Source organism: Amycolatopsis sp. WQ 127309 (assembly GCF_023023025.1).
Lineage (GTDB): Bacteria > Actinomycetota > Actinomycetes > Mycobacteriales > Pseudonocardiaceae > Amycolatopsis.
Window position 1 is genome coordinate 4,210,394 of sequence record NZ_CP095481.1, and the last position, 20,392, is coordinate 4,230,785.

16 protein-coding genes and 1 tRNA gene are annotated in these 20,392 nt (G+C 69.6%); 15 read left to right on the forward strand and 2 right to left on the reverse strand.

Translation table 11 applies throughout. From position 1 onward, the window contains the following. Positions 1 to 264: 264 nt before the first annotated feature. Together MUY22_RS19885 and MUY22_RS19890 are read right to left on the reverse strand one after the other, a co-directional pair. Positions 265 to 573 (reverse strand): hypothetical protein, encoded by a 309-nt coding sequence (locus tag MUY22_RS19885; RefSeq protein WP_247061555.1) that lies wholly within the window; start codon positions 571 to 573, stop codon positions 265 to 267. Between the two features lie 957 nt (positions 574 to 1,530). Then, positions 1,531 to 1,603 (reverse strand) — tRNA-Ala (locus MUY22_RS19890). Between the two features lie 280 nt (positions 1,604 to 1,883). Between MUY22_RS19890 and MUY22_RS19895 the strand changes: the two genes are divergently transcribed. The 15 genes from MUY22_RS19895 (at position 1,884) to MUY22_RS19965 (ending at position 20,372) form a co-directional block, all read left to right on the forward strand. Next, the gene (locus MUY22_RS19895; RefSeq protein ID WP_247061556.1) at positions 1,884 to 4,097 is read left to right on the forward strand and encodes an RICIN domain-containing protein; all 2,214 of its coding nucleotides are present in this window, start codon (positions 1,884 to 1,886) and stop codon (positions 4,095 to 4,097) included. Between the two features lie 240 nt (positions 4,098 to 4,337). After that, positions 4,338 to 5,468, forward strand: coding sequence for an ABC transporter substrate-binding protein (locus MUY22_RS19900; protein WP_247061557.1), 1,131 nt, complete (start codon positions 4,338 to 4,340; stop codon positions 5,466 to 5,468). A gap of 52 nt (positions 5,469 to 5,520) precedes the next feature. Next, entirely contained in the window at positions 5,521 to 6,399 is an 879-nt protein-coding gene (locus tag MUY22_RS19905; protein WP_247061558.1) for an ABC transporter permease subunit, read from the forward strand. After that, complete coding sequence (locus MUY22_RS19910) at positions 6,396 to 7,199, forward strand: ABC transporter permease (RefSeq protein WP_247061559.1); 804 nt, start codon at positions 6,396 to 6,398, stop codon at positions 7,197 to 7,199. The genes MUY22_RS19905 and MUY22_RS19910 overlap by 4 nt, the downstream gene beginning before the upstream one ends. Beyond that, positions 7,199 to 8,263, forward strand: coding sequence for an ABC transporter ATP-binding protein (locus MUY22_RS19915; protein ID WP_247061561.1), 1,065 nt, complete (start codon positions 7,199 to 7,201; stop codon positions 8,261 to 8,263). The genes MUY22_RS19910 and MUY22_RS19915 overlap by 1 nt, the downstream gene beginning before the upstream one ends. Further along, positions 8,263 to 9,789, forward strand: a complete 1,527-nt coding sequence (locus MUY22_RS19920) for a TIGR03767 family metallophosphoesterase (RefSeq protein ID WP_247061562.1) — start codon at positions 8,263 to 8,265, stop codon at positions 9,787 to 9,789. The genes MUY22_RS19915 and MUY22_RS19920 overlap by 1 nt, the downstream gene beginning before the upstream one ends. A 61-nt stretch (positions 9,790 to 9,850) precedes the next feature. After that, on the forward strand, positions 9,851 to 10,414 hold the full coding sequence (locus tag MUY22_RS19925; RefSeq protein ID WP_247061563.1) for an HdeD family acid-resistance protein: 564 nt from the start codon (positions 9,851 to 9,853) through the stop codon (positions 10,412 to 10,414). Positions 10,415 to 10,429: 15 nt separating this feature from the next. Then, positions 10,430 to 11,356 carry a ribonuclease Z gene (locus MUY22_RS19930; RefSeq protein ID WP_247061564.1) on the forward strand — a complete coding sequence of 309 codons (927 nt, stop codon included), beginning with the start codon at positions 10,430 to 10,432 and terminating at the stop codon, positions 11,354 to 11,356. Between the two features lie 9 nt (positions 11,357 to 11,365). Continuing rightward, entirely contained in the window at positions 11,366 to 13,018 is a 1,653-nt protein-coding gene (locus tag MUY22_RS19935; protein ID WP_247061565.1) for a response regulator, read from the forward strand. Continuing rightward, positions 13,015 to 14,436, forward strand: a complete 1,422-nt coding sequence (locus tag MUY22_RS19940) for an ATP-binding protein (protein ID WP_247061566.1) — start codon at positions 13,015 to 13,017, stop codon at positions 14,434 to 14,436. Before MUY22_RS19935 ends, MUY22_RS19940 begins: the two co-directional genes overlap by 4 nt. After that, complete coding sequence (locus MUY22_RS19945) at positions 14,436 to 15,929, forward strand: carboxylesterase/lipase family protein (RefSeq protein ID WP_247061567.1); 1,494 nt, start codon at positions 14,436 to 14,438, stop codon at positions 15,927 to 15,929. The genes MUY22_RS19940 and MUY22_RS19945 overlap by 1 nt, the downstream gene beginning before the upstream one ends. A 97-nt stretch (positions 15,930 to 16,026) precedes the next feature. Further along, on the forward strand, positions 16,027 to 17,094 hold the full coding sequence (locus tag MUY22_RS19950; RefSeq protein WP_247061568.1) for a hypothetical protein: 1,068 nt from the start codon (positions 16,027 to 16,029) through the stop codon (positions 17,092 to 17,094). 1 nt (position 17,095) lies between these two features. Next, positions 17,096 to 18,211, forward strand: a complete 1,116-nt coding sequence (locus MUY22_RS19955; RefSeq protein ID WP_247061570.1) for a toxic anion resistance protein — start codon at positions 17,096 to 17,098, stop codon at positions 18,209 to 18,211. Further along, positions 18,208 to 19,809: a substrate-binding domain-containing protein gene (locus MUY22_RS19960; RefSeq protein WP_247061571.1), complete on the forward strand. Its 1,602-nt coding sequence runs from the start codon at positions 18,208 to 18,210 to the stop codon at positions 19,807 to 19,809. Before MUY22_RS19955 ends, MUY22_RS19960 begins: the two co-directional genes overlap by 4 nt. Further along, positions 19,806 to 20,372, forward strand: a complete 567-nt coding sequence (locus tag MUY22_RS19965) for a hypothetical protein (RefSeq protein WP_247061572.1) — start codon at positions 19,806 to 19,808, stop codon at positions 20,370 to 20,372. Before MUY22_RS19960 ends, MUY22_RS19965 begins: the two co-directional genes overlap by 4 nt. Positions 20,373 to 20,392 lie beyond the last annotated feature (20 nt).

Genomic DNA, 20,392 nt, shown 5'->3' on the forward strand with positions numbered 1-20,392 from the left:
AAGGAGCTGGTCGAGCCCCGAGTGGGGTTGGTCATCTCGATGAAAGTCGCGGTTGAGCCGTCAAACTGATCGACGCTGCATCTTGATCAACACGAACGCGTATGTCGGATGGTGTTCGACCGCGACTGCCCGTCATGGGGCGCACCGCAACGCGCGGCCGACTCTGGCGAGAAATTCCGCTCATCGGCATGAGTGCGTGTAGTGGGTTCGCAACTCACTGCAACACTGGCCGTTGCGACGCCGGAACTTTCGGAAGGCCCGGATTCAGCCTGCTGGTATACGCCGGGTTTCAACGAGCTTGGTGTTGTAATGGGCACCGTTTACGACGGTGGTCTCGACGAGTGCCTCGAAGTGCTTCATTCTCCTGATTCTGCGGAGGAACGTCCGATCTCCGAGCTTCTCTGCCGCAGCCTCGGTGCCGTGTTCGAAGCATCCTGCGATGATGACAAGTTCCGACGTGTCCGGTGCGAGGGGGTTCGGCGTCCGGATGATCAAGGCATGGTCGCCGACCGGGTAGCCTGAGTCCTCGTACTGCGGCCTCGGTAACCGACCGGACCTCAGGTCGTGGACCACGGCTGCCTCGTGCTCCTGATCTTCGGCGAAAATCGTAGGAGATTGTTCCGCGCAACTTCGCCATCATTGTACGCGTCACGGCATTCGCCACTGGCCCACCGATCAGGACGAGATCCGAACTCAGCTCACGCGGCGCCAGTCGCCGGCGGGTTCGGTCCAGGGCACGGTGAACTCCTGCGCTGTGGTGAGGGGGTCGCGTTGTGGTGCGTGTCCAGGACCGCTCCATAGGCGACAGAGAGGAAGCTGATTCGGCGAAGAACCTCGGTGTGTGACCGGATCGGGTGCTGGCGACGAGTCCGACGGCGTCGGCGGGGCCGGCTCTGAACCTGGTTCCGGTGACTCGTCCGCGGTGGCCGGCGGTCGACGATTGCGCGGAGGTCCTCGTCGGTGAAGCACAGGTGCTTGCCGACGAAGGTGCACGGGATGAGGCGCTGGCCGGCTTTGCGGCGGAGCCACGACTCGCCAATGGTCAAGCGCTCGGCCGCGTCGGCCGGTGTGTAGAGGAGTCGGCCCGTGTCGCCGGTGGGGGAGTCGGCGGGCTCCGGCTGGGGCGTTACGGCGTCGGGTGGCGTAGGAGAGCGTCGTCGTTCTGCATGGTGGCCTCGAAGTGCGTGACGGGTCGTGGTCGCTGCTAACTCCGCTCAGGCGCAGCTGAGGAGACAGAAAGATCATGATCTGCGGCCAACCGCATCAAGGCTGGCGCGGGACCGGCGGCGGAGCCTGCGGCCGACGGCGGAGAGGTGGCGGGTCAGAGAACCTTTGGTGATCCACCTGTTCGGGGGACGCTGCTGGGGCACTTCTCGTGACCCCATTTCGCCGCCATCCGGCCGGTGCCCCAGTTTTGCCCCAGCTACCCGCCGGTAGCTGAACTTGTGCTTGTCGAAACTCAAAGTTTGCTGGAACGAAAAAACCGCCCAACCTGGAACTTCTGTCCCGGTGGGCGGTGTTTCGTCACTGTGGAGCTAAGGGGACTCGAACCCCTGACCCCCTCACTGCCAGTGAGGTGCGCTACCAGCTGCGCCATAGCCCCGAGGCGAAGGTGTACTCCGCATCTCGTATGGCCATACCCTACACGCCGTCCTGAGGCCCTTGACGCGGGGGTGCCCGCATGGTCACCAACTCGAGCGCAACCTTGTGACCTGCAGTTTTAGGACTTATTTTTAGGCGTGTATTGACTCGCGGTGTGTCCGCCGTTACATTTTCGGCGGTTGTGACGCCGAGGTCCCCGCCCGTTACGCCGCGTCTTCACCGGGCATGCCTCTGCCGTTTCCTGCTCGAAGAACGCCGCCTGTGCGGCAGAGGAGGTTTCGATGAAGAGTCCGGTGCGACGGCGGGTGATGACGGTGCTCTCGGCAGCGTCCACCCTGGTCGCGGGCTTGATCACCGTCGTTGCGGCGGCGCCGGCGGCTCAGGCCGCCATCACCCCTGACGGGTGGTACACGGTCGCCGCCGTGAACAGTGGGAAGTGTGTCGATGCTCGGGCTGCTGCCAGCGCCAACGGCACCGTCGTGCAGCAGTACAGCTGCAATCAAAGCGCTTCCCAGGAGTGGCAGTTCCAGTCGACCGGGGACGGCTACTTCCGCGTCAACACGCGCAACAACGCCGCCGCGGCCTGGGATGTCACCGGCGTCTCGACCGCCGATGGCGGGCTCGTGCAGCTGTGGAGCTACTCGAACGGTCTCAACCAGCAGTGGCAGGCCGTCGACGAGGGCAGTGGGCGGTACCACTTCGTGAACCGGAACAGCGGGAAGTGCCTCGACGTGCCGAGCGCCTCCACCGCCGACTCCGTCCAGCTTCAGCAGTACTCCTGTAACAACACCAGTGCGCAGTCGTTCACACTTACCCCCGTGGGTGGCACTACTCCTCCGACCTCCGGTCAGCCGGACCTCGGCCCGAACGTGGTGATCTTCGACCCGTCGATGTCGAGCTCCAGCATCCAGAGCCGGCTCAACGGCATCTTCAGCCAGCAGGAACGCAACCAGTTCGGCAGTCAGCGCTACGCCGTGATGTTCAAGCCGGGCACGTACTCCAACGACGTGAACGTCGGCTTCTACACGCAGGTGCTGGGCCTCGGGCTGAGCCCGGACGCCGTGACGATCAACGGCGCCGTGCACGTCGAGGCCGACTGGTTCCCGCCGCAGAACGCGACGCAGAACTTCTGGCGCGGCGCCGAGAACCTGTCCGTCAACCCGACCGGCGGCGCCGACCGCTGGGCGGTCAGCCAGGCCGCGCCGTACCGCCGCATGCACGTCCGCGGTGACCTGCAGCTCGACGACGGCGGCTGGGCCAGCGGCGGCTGGATCTCCGACTCGAAGATCGACGGCCAGGTCCGCTCCGGCTCGCAGCAGCAGTGGATCTCGCGCAACTCGCAGTTCGGCAGCTGGAACGGCTCGAACTGGAACATGGTCTTCGCCGGTGTCCAGGGCGCTCCCTCGAACACCTTCCCGTCGCCGCCCTACACCACCGTCGCCTCGACGCCGGTCGTGCGCGAGAAGCCGTTCCTCTACATCGACAACGCCGGCAACTACCAGGTGTTCGTCCCCGGCGTGAAGACCAACGCGTCCGGCACGAGCTGGGCGAACGGCACCGCGCCGGGCACCTCGCTGCCGATCGACCAGTTCTACATCGCCAAGCCCGGCGCGACCGCCGCGGACATGAACGCCGCGCTGGCCGCCGGGAAGAACCTGCTGGTGACGCCCGGTGTCTACCACCTCAACCAGGCGCTGCACGTGACCCGGCCCGACACCGTCGTGCTCGGCCTCGGCATCGCGACCCTGGTGCCGGACGGCGGCGTCACCGCGATGAACGTCGACGACGTCAACGGCGTCAAGGTGGCCGGCCTGCTGATCGACGCCGGCACGACCAACTCGAACACGCTCATGCAGGTCGGTGCGGCCGGTTCGACCGCTGACCACTCGGCCGACCCGACGTCGCTGCACGACGTGTTCTTCCGGATCGGCGGCCCGGCCGTCGGCAAGGCGACCAACAGCCTGGTGGTGAACAGCAACAACGTGATCGGCGACCACATGTGGATCTGGCGCGCCGACCACGCCGACAACGGCAACAACGTCGGCTGGACCACCAACACCGCCGACAACGGGCTCACGGTCAACGGCAACAACGTGACGATGTACGGCCTGTTCGTCGAGCACTACCAGAAGACGCAGGTCGTCTGGAACGGCAACGGCGGCCGGACGTACTTCTTCCAGAACGAGATGCCGTACGACGTGCCGAACCAGGCGGGCTGGATGAACGGCTCCACCAAGGGCTACTCCTCGTACAAGGTGGGCCCGAACGTGACGAGTCACGAGGCGTGGGGGCTGGGCAGCTACTGCTTCTTCAGCACCAACCCCTCGGTCGCCAGCGCGCACGCCTTCGAGGCGCCGAACACCCCGGGTGTCAAGTTCCACGACATGGTGACCGTCTCGCTGAACTACCAGGGGACGATCACGCACGTCATCAACACCACCGGTGACACGACGCCGACGGGGACCAAGCCCGTCAACCTGGTGAGTTACCCCTGATCAACCGGCGTGCGCCGTGGTGGCGGCCGCGGCGCACGCCGGTCCTCATTCTCCGTAACGGAAGTCCTCACGTAAAACCCGTCGGCCGGGTTAACGGGCAACCGCCGAACGGGCGAAAAGTGTGATTACAGAGCGTGCATGCGTACGGTAGTACATATTTACCGGGAAGTTATGGATTGTTCACCTTGCTCGGGGAGCGTTCGCTCGCACAGCCACCCCGGGTATCGGAGGACGTAGCAAGTGAACAGACGTTTCGCGGCGCTCACCGCGGCGGTCGCCGCAGGTGCCCTGGTACTCACCGCCTGTGGCGGATCTTCCAGCGACAACAAGGACTCCGGTGCCGCCGGCACCGCCAAGTCGGCCGCCGACCTCGGCGGGCTCGACAAGCTCGTCGAGGCGGCGAAGAAGGAAGGCACCCTCAACGTCATCGCCCTCCCGCACGACTGGGCGAACTACGGCGAGGTCCTCGACGCCTTCAAGAAGAAGTACGGCCTCAAGGTCACCGAGGCCAACCCCGAGGGCTCGAGCCAGGACGAGGTCAACGCCGTCAAGCAGCTCAAGGGCCAGGACCGCGCACCCGACGTGCTCGACCTCGGCGGCGCCTTCGCGCTGACGGCGGCCAAGGACGGCCTGCTCGCGCCCTACAAGGTCGCGACGTTCGCCGACGTCCCGGACAACCAGAAGGACGCCGACGGCCAGTGGGTCAACGACTACGGCGGCTACATCTCCATCGGCTACGACGCCAAGAAGGTGCCGAACCCGCCGAAGTCCTTCGCCGACCTGAAGAAGCCGGAGTACGCGGGCAAGATCGCGCTCAACGGCGACCCGACGAAGGCGGGCGCGGCGTTCGCCGGCGTGTACGCCGCGGCGCTGGCCAACGGCGGTTCGTTCGCCGACATCAAGCCAGGCATCACCTATTTCGGTGACCTCAAGAAGTCCGGCAACTTCATCCCGGTGCAGTCGAGCGCGGCGACCGTGGAAAGCGGCCAGACGCCGATCACGCTCGACTGGGACTACCTGCAGGCCGGCTACGCCAAGAAGCTCGAGGGCAAGGTCGACTGGAAGGTCGCGGTCCCGGCCGACGGCGTCTACTCGAACTTCTACTGCCAGGCGGTCAGCAAGACCGCCCCGCACCCGGCCGCCGCGCGGCTGTGGCAGGAGTTCCTGTTCTCCGACGAGGGCCAGAACCTCTTCCTGAAGGGCCTTTCGCGCCCGGCGCGGCTGCCGAAGATGGAGACGGCGGGCACCGCGGACAAGACGTCGCTCGCGGCCCTGCCGCAGATCCCGGGCGAGACGAAGTTCCCGACCAACGACCAGATCGACGCGGCCAAGAAGGTCGTCGCGGACGAGTGGGCGAAGGCCGTCGGCTGACGTGACGGCCGAGACCCTCACCACGGCGGCAGGCGCGACATCGCCTGCCGCCGTGCCCGTGCGCCCCGGGTTCGCGCGGCGCTTGCTCAAGTGGGTGACCGGCCACCTCGGCCTGCTGCCCTTCCTCGCCTACACCGGCGTCTTCCTCGGCGCGCCGGTGGTGATGGTCGCGGTCGGTGCCTTCCAGGACAACGACGGCGCGTTCACCACCGACAACCTCGGCGCGGCCTTCAAGGACCAGTTCGGCCGGTCGTTCGTGACGTCCATCGAGCTGTCCGCGCTGACCGCCGTGGTCGGCGCCGTGCTCGGCGCGCTGCTCGCCCACGCCGTCCTCGGGTCCAAGCCGGACGGCCTGCTGCGCAAGGTCGTCTCCAGCGCGGCCGGCGTGCTGGCCAACTTCGGCGGCGTGCCGCTGGCGTTCGCGTTCATCGCCACGCTCGGCAGCATCGGCATCGTCACCAAGGCGCTGACCGGGCTCGGCCTCGACCTCTACGCGTCCGGGTTCAGCCTGTTCAGCTTCTCCGGCATCGCGATCGTCTACATCTACTTCCAGATCCCGCTGATGGTCATCGTGTTCACCCCGGCGCTCGAAGGCATGCGCGCGCAGTGGCGCGAGGCGGCGGAAAACCTGGGCGCGACGCGCACGCAGTACTTCCGGCTCATCGCCGTCCCGGTGCTGCTGCCGCCGTTCCTGGCTTCGACGCTCCTGTTGTTCGCCAACGCGTTCAGCGCCTACGCCACCGCGTACGCGCTGACCACCGGCATCATCCCGCTGGTGCCGATCCAGATCGGCTCGCTGGTCTCCGGCAACGTCGTAGCGGACCAGCAGAACCTCGGGAAGGCGCTCGGCCTCGGCATGATCGTCGTGGTCGCCATCGTGATGGCGTTCTACTCGTGGATGCAGCGGCGCGCGTCGAGGTGGCTCGGATGACGAACAAATGGGGTCGCTGGACCATTCTCACCCTGTTCGGCCTGTACTTCCTGGTGCCGATGGCGGCGTCGGTCGAGTTCAGCCTGCGCGACGTCAACGACACGCACAGCTTCGTCTCGTGGAGCAAGCTGCTCGACGAGCCGGGCCTGTTCGAGACACTGGGGACGTCACTGTGGGTCGCCGCGGGCACGGTCGTGCTCACGTTGCTGATCATGGTCCCGACGGTCAGCTGGGTGCACCTGCGCAAGCCGAAGCTGCGCCGGGTGATGGAGGGGATCAGCCTGCTGCCCCTGGTCATCCCGCCGATCGTGCTGGTCAACGGCGTGCTCGTGGTGTTCGCGGACGCGCCGGAGGTGATCAACGGGACGCCGGTGATCCTCGTGCTGGAGTACGTCGTCCTGGCCCTGCCGTTCACCTACCGCACACTCGACGCGGGCCTGCAGGCGATCGCGCTGCCGACGCTGGTCGAGGCCGCGCGCAGCCTCGGCGCCGGCTGGGGCACCGTGCTGCTGCGGGTGATCGTGCCCAACATCCGCAGCGCGGTGTTCGGTGCCGCGTTCCTCAACCTGGCGCTGGTGCTCGGCGAATACACCCTGGCCAGCATCCTGCTGATGGACACCTTCCCGGTGTGGACCGTCCAAACCGGACAGTCCGAGGCCGGCGTGTCGGTCGCGGTGTCGCTGTTCAGCCTGTTCGTCGCCTTCCTGCTGCTGTTCGTCCTGTCCCTCGTCGCGGGCCGCCGCCGTCGTGAGCACAACCCGGCCGCGCCCATCGCCCCCGCACCGCAAGGAACCGCCTGATGACCGTGATCGAAACCAAGACGGGCGCCTCCGTGGAGTTCCGCGGGCTGCACCGCGAGTTCGGCGACGTCAAGGCCCTCGACGGCCTGAACCTGCTGATCGAGCCCGGCGAGCTGGTCGCGCTGCTCGGGCCGTCCGGCTGCGGCAAGACGACGGCGTTGCGCGTGCTGGCCGGCCTCGAGCAGGCCGACGCGGGCGAGGTGCTCGTCGACGGCTCCGACGTCGTCGGCGTGCCGGCCAACAAGCGCGACATGGGCATGGTCTTCCAGGCCTACAGCCTGTTCCCGAACCTGACCGTGCGGGACAACGTCGCGTTCGGGCTGCGGCTGCGCGGCCAGGGCACGGCGCCCCGGCACCAGCGGGCGCAGGAGCTGCTGGAGCTGGTCGGGCTGGACAGCCACGCCAAGCGCTACCCGCACCAGCTCTCCGGCGGCCAGCAGCAGCGCGTCGCGCTCGCCAGGGCGCTGGCCATCGAGCCGCGCGTGCTGCTGCTCGACGAGCCACTGTCCGCTTTGGACGCCCAGGTGCGCACGCAGCTGCGGGACGAGATCCGCCGGTTGCAGCTGCGGGTCGGCATCACCACGCTGTTCGTCACGCACGACCAGGAGGAGGCGCTGTCGATCGCGGACCGCGTCGGCGTGATGAAGGACGGCCGGCTCGAGCAGTGCGACACCCCGGCCGCGTTGTACGCGCGCCCGGCGACGGCGTTCGTGGCGGAGTTCGTCGGCACGATGAACCACCTCGCGGGCACGGTCACCGGCGGCGGCACCGAGGTCGACGTCGCCGGCCAGCGGCTGAAGCTGGCCGAGCCGGGGGAGCGGGCGGACGGCGCGGCCGTGCGCGTGCTGGTCCGCCCCGAGTCGGTGACGCTCGAACCCGGCGGCCCGGCCCGCGTCACCGACCACAGCTTCCGCGGCGCGGTCACCCGCCTCACGGCGGTGCTGCCGGACGGCACGACGGTGCTCGTGGACCTGCCGAGCGTGACGGCCGCGGAGCTGCTCCCGGGCAGCACGGCGGCCGTCGGCTTCGGCAGCCGCCCGGTCCTGCTGGCCGCGGACGCGTAGTGGACACGACGCGCCGGCGGATCGTCCGGGCCGAGGCGGGCGAGCTGGGTTACCGGCGGCTCGCCGAGGCGCCGGGCGAACCGCACGCCGTCCGGGAGGACCTCGCGCCGGCGTCGCCGTCCCGGGCCGGGACGCCGCTGGCGCGGTTCGCGCACCTGTCGGACCTGCACGTGATGGACGCGCAGTCGCCGAGCCGGGTCGAGTACCTGGAACGGCACGCAGACCCGGACTCGCCGCTGCGGCCCTACCTCCCGTTGATCGGCACCTACCGGCCGCAGGACGTCTTCACGACGCACGTCGTCGAGGCGATGGTCCGCGCGGTCAACGAGTTCGACGTCGGCTTCGCGGTGTCCACCGGCGACGCGACCGACGCCTGCCAGGCCAACGAACTGCGCGCCTACCTGGGCACGCTCGACGGCGGCCCGGTCGACCCGGACTCCGGCGAGCGCGGGCACTGGGAGGGCGTCCACGCGAGCGACCCGGCGACCTACGACGTCCGCTACTGGCACCCCGACGGCACGCCGGAGGGCTGCGAGGACGACCACGCGCGGGCCCGCTACGGCTTCCCGGAGGCGCCGGGTGTCCTCGACGCGGCCGCGCGCCCGTTCGAGGCGACCGGGCTGCACGTGCCGTGGTACGCCGTCTACGGCAACCACGACAACATGCTGCAGGGCGTCGTCCCGCCGTGGCCGGAACTCGGCGAGATCACGGTCGGCGGGGACAAGCTGACGGCCTTGCCCGAGGGCGACGTCGTCGAGCTGCTGCACGGCTTCGACCAGGCCGAGCGGGCCGTCGTCGCGCGGCTGCTGGACGGCGCCACGGTGCCGGTGACGCCCGATCCCGAGCGGCGGCACGTCTCGCGCGCCGAGTGGATCGGCGCGCACGTCGACTGCCACGGCCACGGGTACGTCCTGGCGAACGCCGACTCCGACACCGCCTACTACGCGTTCGACCACGGCGTGCTGCGGTGCCTGGTGCTCAACACGGTCAACCCGCACGGCTTCTGGCAGGGCTCGCTCGACGTTCCCCAGTTCGAGTGGTTGCGCGCGGAGCTGACGGCGTCGGCGGACCGGCTCGTCGTGCTCTTCAGCCACCACCCGCTCGACACGCTGGTCAACGACCACGGCCCGGACCGGCGGGTGCTGGCCGACGAGCTGGCCGCGCTGCTGCACGCGTCACCGAACGTCGTCCTCTGGGTGAACGGCCACACCCACGAGAACAAGGTGACCGCGCAGGCGACGTTCTGGGAAGTGACGACGGCGTCGCACATCGACTGGCCGCAGCAGGCCCGGCTCGTCGAGGTCCGCGACAACGCCGACGGCACGCTGTCCATTGTGGTCACCATCGTCGACCACAGTGGACCGGTGACGGGCGGCGGTGCCGACCCGATCGGGCTGGCGGGGCTGTCCCGCGAGCTGTCGGCGAACTACTGGCAGCACCGCGACGGCCCCGAGCGGGGCGCCGGGACCGCGGCCGACCGCAACGTCGAGCTGCTGCTCCGGGATCCACGCCCGAACGGGTGGTGAACCGCGCCGAGGGCGCCGGGTGTCGCGATACTGGGGCTCCCGGAGTGCAAAGGAGCGGGACATGACCGCCTTCGGAATCGTCGTCGAACCCCGGCAGGCCTGGCCGCTGACGGCCGTGCGCGGGGTGTTCGCCGTGCTGTTCGGGATCTTCGCGCTCGTCTGGCCGGGCGAGACCGTCCTCGTGCTGGCCATCCTTTACGGCGTCTACGCGATCGTGGACGGCATCGGCGCGCTGATGCAGGCCTTCCGCCCCGGCGACGGCGCCCACCGCGCCGCGTACGGCGTGCTGGGCGTGCTCGGCATCGTCGCCGGGATCGTGGTGCTGGTGTGGCCGGGCATCACGGTGCTGCTGCTGGCGCTGCTGGTCGGCCTGTGGGCGATCGTCACCGGGATCGCCGAGATCGTCGCCGCGATCCGGCTGCGCAAGCAGATCCAGGGCGAGGCGTTCCTCGTCCTGGCCGGCGCGATCTCCGTGCTCGCCGGCATCCTCATCGTGATCAACCCGATCGCGGGCGCGTACGGCGTCGCGCTGCTGGTCGGCATCTACGCGCTGGTCTACGGGATCGTGCTGCTCGTGCTGGCCTTCCGGCTGCGGAAAATCGCGAACACGCCCGCCGCGGTCTGAGTACCGTGCGGGGATGTGACCCGCGAACTGGTGGTGCTGGGCACCGCGAGCCAGGTGCCCACGCGCCACCGAAACCAGAACGGCTACCTCCTGCGCTGGGACGGCGAAGGCCTCCTCTTCGACCCCGGCGAAGGCACCCAGCGGCAGATGGTGCACGCCGGCGTCGCGGTCACGGACGTCACCCGGATCTGCGTCACGCACTTCCACGGCGACCACAGCCTCGGGCTGCCCGGCGTGATCCAGCGGCTGTCGCTCGACAAGGTGAAGCACCCGGTGCACGCGCACTTCCCGGCGTCCGGCGCGCACTACTTCGAGCGGCTGCGGCACGCGACGTCGTTCTACGAGACCGCCGACCTGCGGGAACAACCGATCGCCGCAGACGGCCCGATCGCGTCGGGCAAGTTCGGCGTCCTGGAAACGCGGCAACTGAGTCACCCGGTCGAGGCGTTCGGCTACCGGCTGGTCGAGCCGGACGGCCGCACGATGCTCCCCGAGCGGCTGCGCTCGTTCGGCATCCAGGGCCCGGACGTCGGCAAGCTCCAGCGCGACGGCCGGCTGGGGACGGTGAGCCTCGACGACGTCAGCGTGCCCCGGCGCGGCCAGCGGTTCGCGTTCGTCATGGACACCCGCCTCTGCGACGGCGTCTACGCCCTCGCCGAGGACGCGGACATGCTCGTGATCGAGTCGACCTTCCTCGCCGAGGACACCGCCCTGGCCCGTGACTTCGGCCACCTGACCGCCCAGCAGGCCGCCCGCGTGGCCGCCGAGTCCGGCGTCCGGCTGCTCGTGCTGACCCACTTTTCGCAGCGCTACCCCGAGCCTCAGCGGTTCTTCGACGAAGCCCGGGCCGAGTTCGACGGCGAGATCGTGGTGGCCGCGGACCTGGAGCGGGTCCAGGTGCCGAAACGCCGGTCCTCCCCAGCGGAGCGCCTCGCGCCGTAGGCTGCAAGCGTGAGCCAGCCGATCCTGATGACCGTCGACGACGATCCCGCCGTGTCCCGCTCGGTCGCCCGTGACCTGCGCCGGCGCTACGGCAAGGACTACCGCATCATCCGCGCCGACTCGGGCGCCGACGCCCTCGACGCGCTGCGCGAGATCAAGCTGCGCGGCGACGCCGTCGCGGCGATCCTCGCCGACTACCGGATGCCGCAGATGGACGGCATCGCCTTCCTCGAGCAGGCGATGGACCTGTTTCCACACGCCCGCCGCGCCCTGCTGACCGCCTACGCCGACACCGACGCCGCGATCCAGGCGATCAACGTCGTCGACGTCGACCACTACCTGCTCAAGCCGTGGGACCCGCCGGAGGAGAAGCTCTACCCGGTGATCGACGCGCTCGTCGAGACCTGGAAGGCCGTCGGAGACAAGCCGGTCGACGAGGTCAAGCTCCTCGGCCACCGGTACTCGTCGCCGTCGTTCCACATGCGCGACTTCCTCGCGCGCAACGCCGTGCCCTACCGCTGGTACTCGGTCGAGGACGACGAGGGCAAGCGCTTGCTCAAGGCCGCCGACGCCGTCGAAGCCGACATCCCGGTGATCGTCACCCCCGACGGCACCGTGCTCAAGCACCCCTCCAGCGGCGAGATCGCGGACGCGGTCGGCTTGTCGACCCGCCCCGCGCAGGAGTTCTACGACCTCGTCGTCATCGGCGGCGGCCCGGCCGGGCTCGGCGCCGCGGTGTACGGCGCGTCCGAGGGCCTGCGCACGGTGCTCGTCGAGAAGAAGGCCACCGGCGGCCAGGCCGGCACGAGCTCGCGCATCGAGAACTACCTCGGCTTCCCCGACGGCGTCTCCGGCGCGCAGCTGACCGACCGGGCGCGGCGTCAGGCGCAGAAGTTCGGCGCCGAGGTGCTGACCGCCCGCGACGTCGTCGGCCTGGAGGCCCGCGGCTCGTCCCGGGTCATCACCTTCGGCGACGGCAGCGAGATCGCCGCGCACTCGGTGATCCTCGCCAGCGGCGTCACCTACCGCGCCCTCGACGCCGAGGGCATCGAGGAGCTGAGCGGCCGCGGCGTCTACTACGGCTCGGCGCCCACCGAGGCGCCCGAGTGCAAGGGCGAGCACGTCTACATCGTCGGCGGCGCGAACTCCGCCGGCCAGGCCGCGGTGTTCTTCTCCAAGCACGCCAGCGACGTCAGCATCCTGGTGCGCGGGGAGTCGCTCGAGTCGTCGATGTCGCACTACCTGATCGAGCAGATCGCCGGCATCGAGAACATCCACGTCCGCACCCGCACCACGGTCAAGCAGGCCCACGGCGGCGACCACCTGGAGCGGCTCACGCTCTGCGAGAACGGCGTCACCGAGGAGGTCGACACCGGCCACCTGTTCATCTTCATCGGCGCGGCCCCCCGCACGGAGTGGCTCGGCGACGACCTCCACCGCGACGACCACGGCTTCGTCTGCACCGGCCCGGACCTGCTGGCCGCCGGTCAGCGCCCCCGGGGCTGGACGCTGGACCGTGACCCGCATTACCTCGAGTCGTCGATCCCGGGCGTCTTCGTAGCGGGCGACGTGCGGTCCCAGTCGGTCAAGCGGGTGGCCTCCGCGGTCGGCGAAGGCGCGATGGCCGTGACGCTGGTACACCGGTACCTGGAGGAACAATGAGCGCATTGCCGCGGGAAGAGCTTCGCGGCCTCTTCCTGTTCGAACACCTTTCCGAAGACCAGCTCGACTGGATCGCCGGCAACGCCGTGCTCGAGGAGTACGAGGGCGACACCGTCGTCATCCGCGAAGGCGACGAAGCGACCTGCTTCTACGTCCTGCTGAGCGGCGCGATCCGGATGACGCGGCTCGTCAGCGGCACCGAGGTCGAGACCAACCGGTCCGACCAGCGTGGCGTCTACTTCGGCGCGACGCAGTTCTTCGTGCACCAGGACACCGACCACCGCTACGGCGCTTCGGTACGCGCGCTGTCCGACGTCACGTTCCTGGCGCTGCCCTCGCGGGAGTTCTCCGTCGAGTTCCGCCGGTGGTTCCCGATGGCGACGCACCTGCTCGAAGGCATGTACCTCGGCTGGCGCAACAGCGACACCGTGATCGGCTCGCGCCGCCGGCTCCTGGCGCTGGGCGAGCTGTCGGCCGGCCTGACGCACGAGCTGAACAACCCGGCCGCGGCCGCCGTGCGGGCGACGTCCGCGCTGCGCGAGCGCGTCGCCGGGATGCGGCACAAGCTGGCGTTCCTGGCGAAGAAGACCATCGATCCCGAGCTGCTCTACCAGCTGATCGACGTCCAGGAAAAGCTCGTCAAGCAGGTCGCGCAGGCCCCGAAGCTGAGCGCGATGCAGCAGTCCGACCGCGAGGACCAGATCAGCGACTGGTTCGAGGACCACGACATCGACGGCGGCTGGGACCTCGCCGACATCTACGTCCGGGCCGGGCTCACCACGACCGACCTCGACAACGTCCTGGAGCAGGTCGGCGACACTTTCATGGACGGCGCCGTCCGCTGGCTCGCCTACGCGCTCGAGACCGAGATGCTGATGGGCGAGATCGAGGACTCGACCACCCGGATCTCCGCGCTGGTCGGCAAGGCCAAGCAGTACTCGCAGATGGACCGGTCGCCGCACCAGTGGGTCGACGTCCACGACGGCCTCGACTCCACGCTCGTGATGCTCGCCGGCAAGATCGGCGACGGCGTCCGCGTCGTCAAGGAGTACGACCGCGACCTGCCGAAGATCCCGGCGTACGCGGGCGAGCTCAACCAGGTGTGGACGAACATCATCGACAACGCGCTGGGCGCGATGGGCGGCGAAGGCACGCTCACGCTGCGCACCTGGGGCGTCAACGACCAGGTCCGCGTGGAGATCGGCGACACCGGCCCGGGCATCCCGGAAGACGTCAAGGGCCGGATCTTCGAGCCGTTCTTCACGACCAAGGCGGTCGGCGAGGGCACCGGGCTGGGCCTGGACATCTCGTGGAAGATCGTCGTCGAGCGGCACCAGGGCGACTTGCGCGTCGAGTCCGAGCCAGGGAGCACCCGGTTCGAGGTGTGCCTCCCGACCGAAGAGCAGGCCTCCCTCTGATGGCCTCGGTCCCGACGGTCACGACCGAGCTCGGGGCGCTGGTGGGGCTGGCGGGTGACGGCGTCCGCCGGTGGCGCGGGATCCCGTACGCCCGGCCGCCGGTGGGCGAGCTGCGGTGGAAGGCGCCGCAGCCGCCGTCGCTCTCGGGTGGCGTGCACGTCGCGGCGGAGTACGGGCCGCACGCGATGCAGTCGCCCGACCCGATGAACCCGTCGGCGGTCTGCGACGAGGACTGCCTGTACCTCAACGTCTGCACGCCGGAGGAGCCCGCGCCCGAGGGCGGGTACCCGGTGCTGTTCTGGCTGCACGGCGGCGGTTACCGCGTCGGCCACGGCGAACAGCTCGGCGACGGCGAGGAGTTCGCGCGCGCCGGGATCGTCGTCGTCACGATCAACTACCGGCTCGGCTCGCTCGGGTTCCTGCACCTCGCCGGCGTCTTCGGCGAAGCCGAGGCGGACGCCGGGGTGGGCGGTCTGCTCGACCAGATCGCCGCGCTGAAGTGGGTGCGCCGCAACATCTCCGCGTTCGGCGGGGACCCGTCGCGGATCACCGTCTACGGCGTCTCGGCGGGCGCGAAGAGCGTCGGGAACCTGATGGGCAGCCCGCTCGGCGCGGGGTTGTTCGCGCAGGCGATCAGCAGCAGCGGCGGCGCGGACCACGTGGCGACGCCGGAAACCGGCACCGCGCTGGCCCTGCGGTTGCTCGACGAGGTCGGCTGCCACGACGTCGAAGCGCTGCGGGCGTTGCCGGCCAAGGAGTTCGTCGAGGCGCAGGAACGGATCCTCAGCGGCTTCCAGGCGTTGTGGCTGTGGCGCCCGACGCTGCACCCCCGCGTGCTGCCCGAGGTCCCGATCGAGCCGATCCGCCGCGGCAGCGCGGCCGGCGTCCCGCTGCTCGTCGGCTGCAACAGCAACGAAGGCAGCACGTACGCGATGATGCTCGGTGACGACGCCGCGACCGCGCCCGCGGACGACGTCCTCTCCTCGATCCTCGGCGAGGAAGGCGCTTCGCAGCTGCTGGAGACCTACCTCCGCCGTGTCCCGGACCTCAACGCCGCGAAGATCGCCGCGATGGGCGACGAACGCTACGGCGTCCCGACCCAGCGCCTCGCCGACGCGCAGGCCGCGCACGCGTCCGTCTACCGCTACCGCATCGACATCGCGGCCCCCGGTGTGCCCGAGCAGCTCGACGGCGGGCACGGCACCGAGACGACGATGGCGTGGAAGACGCCGCTGCCGCTGTTCGCGCAGGCGTCCGACGTGAACCCGGCCCGCGAGCGCGCGGCGTTCCTGATCCACCGGTGCTGGGTGCGGTTCGTGCACGACGGCGTCGCGGACGCGGACGGCCCCGAATGGCCGCCGTACGGCCCGGAACTGCGGCCGGTGCTGGTTTTCCGGGAAGACACGGATCTGGTGCTCGACCCACGCGCCGAAGAGCGAAAAGCCTGGGGCGACACGGAATGGGCGTCCGGGACCTGGTTCCCGGTGACCTGACACCGTTCCTTCACCCGCTGTTCACTTCGAACCGGCTCGTTCGCGCGTCAAACGAGTCGAAGGCCCTGAATCATCGGGCCGTCGAGGGGAGTGGCTCGTGAAACGCCGGGTGTCGATCGGACTGGCCGTGGTGCTGCTGCTCGCGGTCGTGGCGGTGATCGTCTGGGGCAACGGCTCCGGGCCGGGTCTTGCGACGGTGCGCGGGGTCATCGGGTCGGAGAAGCAGGCCTTCTTCACCGACCAGCGCGTCGTCGACGCCTTCGCGCACCACGGGCTGAAGGTCGAGGTCGACACGGCGGGGTCGCGGCAGCTCGCGACGACCGTCGACCTCGGGAAGTACGCGTTCGCCTTCCCGTCGTCCTCGCCCGCGGCGCAGAAGATCCAGCGCGACCGCAAGGTCACGACCGTCTACACGCCGTTCCAGTCGCCGATGGCGATCGCCACCTTCGAGCCGATCGTCGCGCTGCTGCGCGCGAACGGCGTGGTGCGCAAGGGCGCCGGCGACTACGACGTCCTCGACGTCGCGAAGTACCTGGACGTCGCGAAGGCGGGCACGCGCTGGGACCAGCTGCCCGGCAACGCCGCGTACCCGGCCCGCAAGAACGTCCTGGTCACGACCACCGACCCGCGCGAGTCGAACTCCGCGGCGATGTACCTCTCGATCGTTTCCTTCGTGGCCAACGGCAACACCGTCGTCAGCACGCCCGAGCAGGAGGCGAAGGTGCTGCCGTCGGTGTCGAAACTGTTCCTGGACCAGGGATACACGCAGAACAGCACCGAAGGACCGTTCGAGGACTACCTGTCCGCGGGCATGGGCAAGACGCCGCTGGCGTTGATCTACGAGTCGCAGTTCGTGGACCGCGTCGTCCGCGGCGACGGCTCGATCCGGCCGGACATGCGGATGATCTACACGGCGCCGACGGTCTACTCGAAGCACACGCTGGTCCCGCTGTCCGCCGACGGCGACAAGGTGGGCCGGCTCCTCGCGACCGACCCGGAACTGGGCAAGCTCGCCGCGACCTTCGGGTTCCGCACCACCGACCCGAAGCTCTTCGCGGACGTCGCCGCGCCGGCGCACGCGCCCGCCGACCTCGTGGACGCCGTCGAGCCGCCGTCGTTCGAGACCCTCGAGCGCCTGCTCGACGCCGTCGGCAAGCAGTACTGACATGGACGAACTCACCCCCGTCACCGCGGTCTCCCCCGAGCGCGCCGCCGGGCTCGTCACGCTCGGGGCCGACACCCGCGCCGAGATCACCGCGCGCGCCGGCGTCTTCGCGACACGCCTGGAAGCCCTGGACGTCAAGTCGCCGGAGTTCACCGACGTCCTCGACGAACTGCTGGCCGTCGGCGAGGCCGACATGCGGGCCGCGGCCGGCGTCGCGGGCGCGATGCTGGACCGCTCGCTGCGTGGTTCCGCTTCCCCGCAGGACGGCGTCACGACGAGCCTCGCCGGGCTGCGCCGGACCGTTGCGGAGCTTGACCCCGCCAAGCTGCCGATCACCGGGCGGAAGCTGCTCGGGATGTTCCCGATGGCTGGTGCCGCGAAGCGGGCCCTGGATCGCTACCACGCGGCGAACGAGCCGGTGAACGCGCTGGTCGTCGATCTGCGGACGCGACAGGACCGGTTGCGGCGCGACAACGCCGCGATCAAGGGCGAGCGCGAACGGCTGTGGAAGGTGCTGGGGAAGCTTGCCGAGGCGGCCCTGTTCGCCGAAGCCGTCGACGCGGCCATCGAGCGTCAGGCGTCGGTGTTCGAGTTCGCCGACCCGTCGCGGGCCCGGGCGTTGCGCGGCGACATCCTGTACCCGATCCGGCAGCGGCACCAGGACCTGCTCACCCAGCTCGCGGTGAGCGCGCAGGGGTACCTCGCGCTGGACCTGGTGCGCCGCACCAACGACGAGCTGATCCGCGGCGTCGAGCGGGCGGTCTCGACGACCGTGTCCGCACTGCGCGTCGCGCTGCTCGTCTCGGCCGCTCTCGCGGGTCAGCGGGATGTCCTCGACGAGGTGGCGGCGCTGCAGTCGACCACCGACGGGCTGATCCGCGCCAACTCCGAGCTCCTGGAGACGCAGTCCGCGGAGATCCGCAAGGCGAGCAGCGACCCGGCCGTCGCGACCGAGACCATCCGCGCGTCGTTCGACCGGATCTACGCCTCGATCGACGCGATCGACGGCTTCCGCGCGGACGCCGTCCGCACCATGGCGACCACGGTCGAGTCCCTGACCGGCGAGCTGCGCCGCGCCGAGGACCACCTGCGGCGTTCGCACGAGGGGGAAGCATGAGGAAGCTCGTTTTACTGGCGCTGAGCGCGGTGTTGCTGGCCGGCTGCTCCTCCGCGGCGTCGGACGGCCCTGAGCCGGGGACGCTCAGGATTCTCGCGGGCAGCGAGCTGGCGGACATGCAGCCGGTGCTCGACGAGGCCGCGAAAGCTACCGGCGTCAAGGTCAAGTTCACCTTCACCGGCACCCTGGAAGGCGCCGAGTCGCTGGCGAACGGCAGCGCCGACGGCAAGTACGACGCCGTGTGGTTCTCGTCGAACCGTTATCCGGCCGGGATTCCCGACGCAGCGAAGCGGCTCGGGAACCAGGTCAAGATCATGAGCTCGCCGGTGGTGCTGGGGCTGTCGGCGTCGTCCGCGCAGCGGCTCGGCTGGACCGGCAAGCCGGTCGGCTGGGGCGAGATCGCCGCGCAGGCCGGGAAGAAGGCGTTCACGTACGGGATGACCGACCCGTCGGCGTCGAACTCCGGGTTCTCGGCGCTGGTCGGCGTCGCGTCGGCGCTCGCGGGCGCGGGCACCGCGATCGACGCTCGGCAGATCGCCGCCGTCACCCCGCAGCTGACGCAGTTCTTCAGCGCACAGGCCCTTTCGGCCGGGTCGTCCGGCTGGCTGTCGGACGCGTACACGCGGCGCGCGACCGGCCAGGACCCCGGGCAGAAGGTCGACGGGCTGATCAACTACGAGTCCGTGCTGCTCTCGGCGAACGCGTCCGGGAAGCTGCCGGAACCGCTGAAGCTGATCTACCCGAGCGACGGCGTCGTCACCGCGGACTATCCCTTGACGCTGCTGGCGGACGCCGGTTCCGACGCGCGGTCGTCGCACCAGCGGCTTTCCGACTACCTGCGCACGCCGGACGTCCAGAAGCGGATCATGGACACGACTCAGCGACGTCCGGTCGTGCCCGGCGTCGCGCTGGGGTCGCAGTTCGCGCAGCGGGACCTCGTCGAACTGCCGTTCCCGGCGACGCAGCAGGCGGTGGACGCCCTGCTCCAGGCGTACTTCGACAAGATTCGCAGGCCGTCCCGGACGCTGTACGTGCTCGACACGTCCGGCTCGATGGAGGGCGACCGGATCGACTCCCTGCGCACCGCGCTGGCCGGGCTGACGGGCGCCGACAACTCGCTCACCGGCCGGTACCGGCGGTTCCGCAGCCGGGAGGAGGTGACGATGCTGCCGTTCAACTCGGGCCCCTCACCGGCTTCGACGTTCGTCGTGCCGGAGCAGGATCCGGCGGGTGAGCTGGCGCGGATCAAGGCGTTCGCCGAAGGGCTCTCCGCTCGCGGCGGGACGGCGATCTACGACAGTCTCGTCGAGGCTTACCGGGTGCTGGAACCCTTGGCGGCGCGCGATCCCGATCGGTTCACCTCGATCGTCCTGATGACCGACGGGGAGAACGCGAACGGCTCGTCCCTGTCCGATTTCCAGGCGTCGTTCGGCGCGCTGCCACCCGCGATGAAGGGGGTGCCGGTGTTCACGGTGCTGTTCGGCGAGGGGTCGAGCGACGAGCTGACGCAGGTCGCGACGATGACCGGCGGCAAGGTGTTCGACGCGCGGAAGGTCCAGCTTGCGAGCGTCTTCCAGGAGATTCGCGGATACCAATGATGCTGCGTTATCTGGGCTCGACCAAGAACCTCGCCGGCTGCGTCGGCGGGCTCATCGGCCTGGGCCTGTACCTGACCGGGGTGATCGGTTGGCTGTGGTCGGTGGTCGTGGTCGCGCTGTACGCGGCAGGCGCGCTGCTCGCACCGCCGGAGAAGGTCCGGCTGCTGCCCGACGCTTCGGGGGAGCTGCGCGTGTCCTTGGAGACGCTGGTTTCCTCGGTTTACTCCCGGGCGTCGCAGATGCCTGAGTCCACTGTGGACACCGTGCGGCGGATTGCGGAAGTGCTGTTCGACCTGCTCGCACACCCCGCGCGGCTGTCGGCCGATCCGGACCTGCGGCACTCCGTGGACCGGCTGGTGTGGACGGATCTGCCGCTGTCGGTGGAATCCTTCCTGAACCTGCCGCGGTGGTTCGCCTCCCGGCGGGCCGGTGCGGCTGCCGAACTGGTGGCACAGCTCGACTTGCTCGAAGCGGAGGCGCATCGGATCGCCGAGCGGTTCTATGCGGCGGACGTCGACCGGCAGGCGGACCACACGCGGTATCTGCGCGACCGGGACGCCTGATTCCTTGCTGTGCAAGGGTT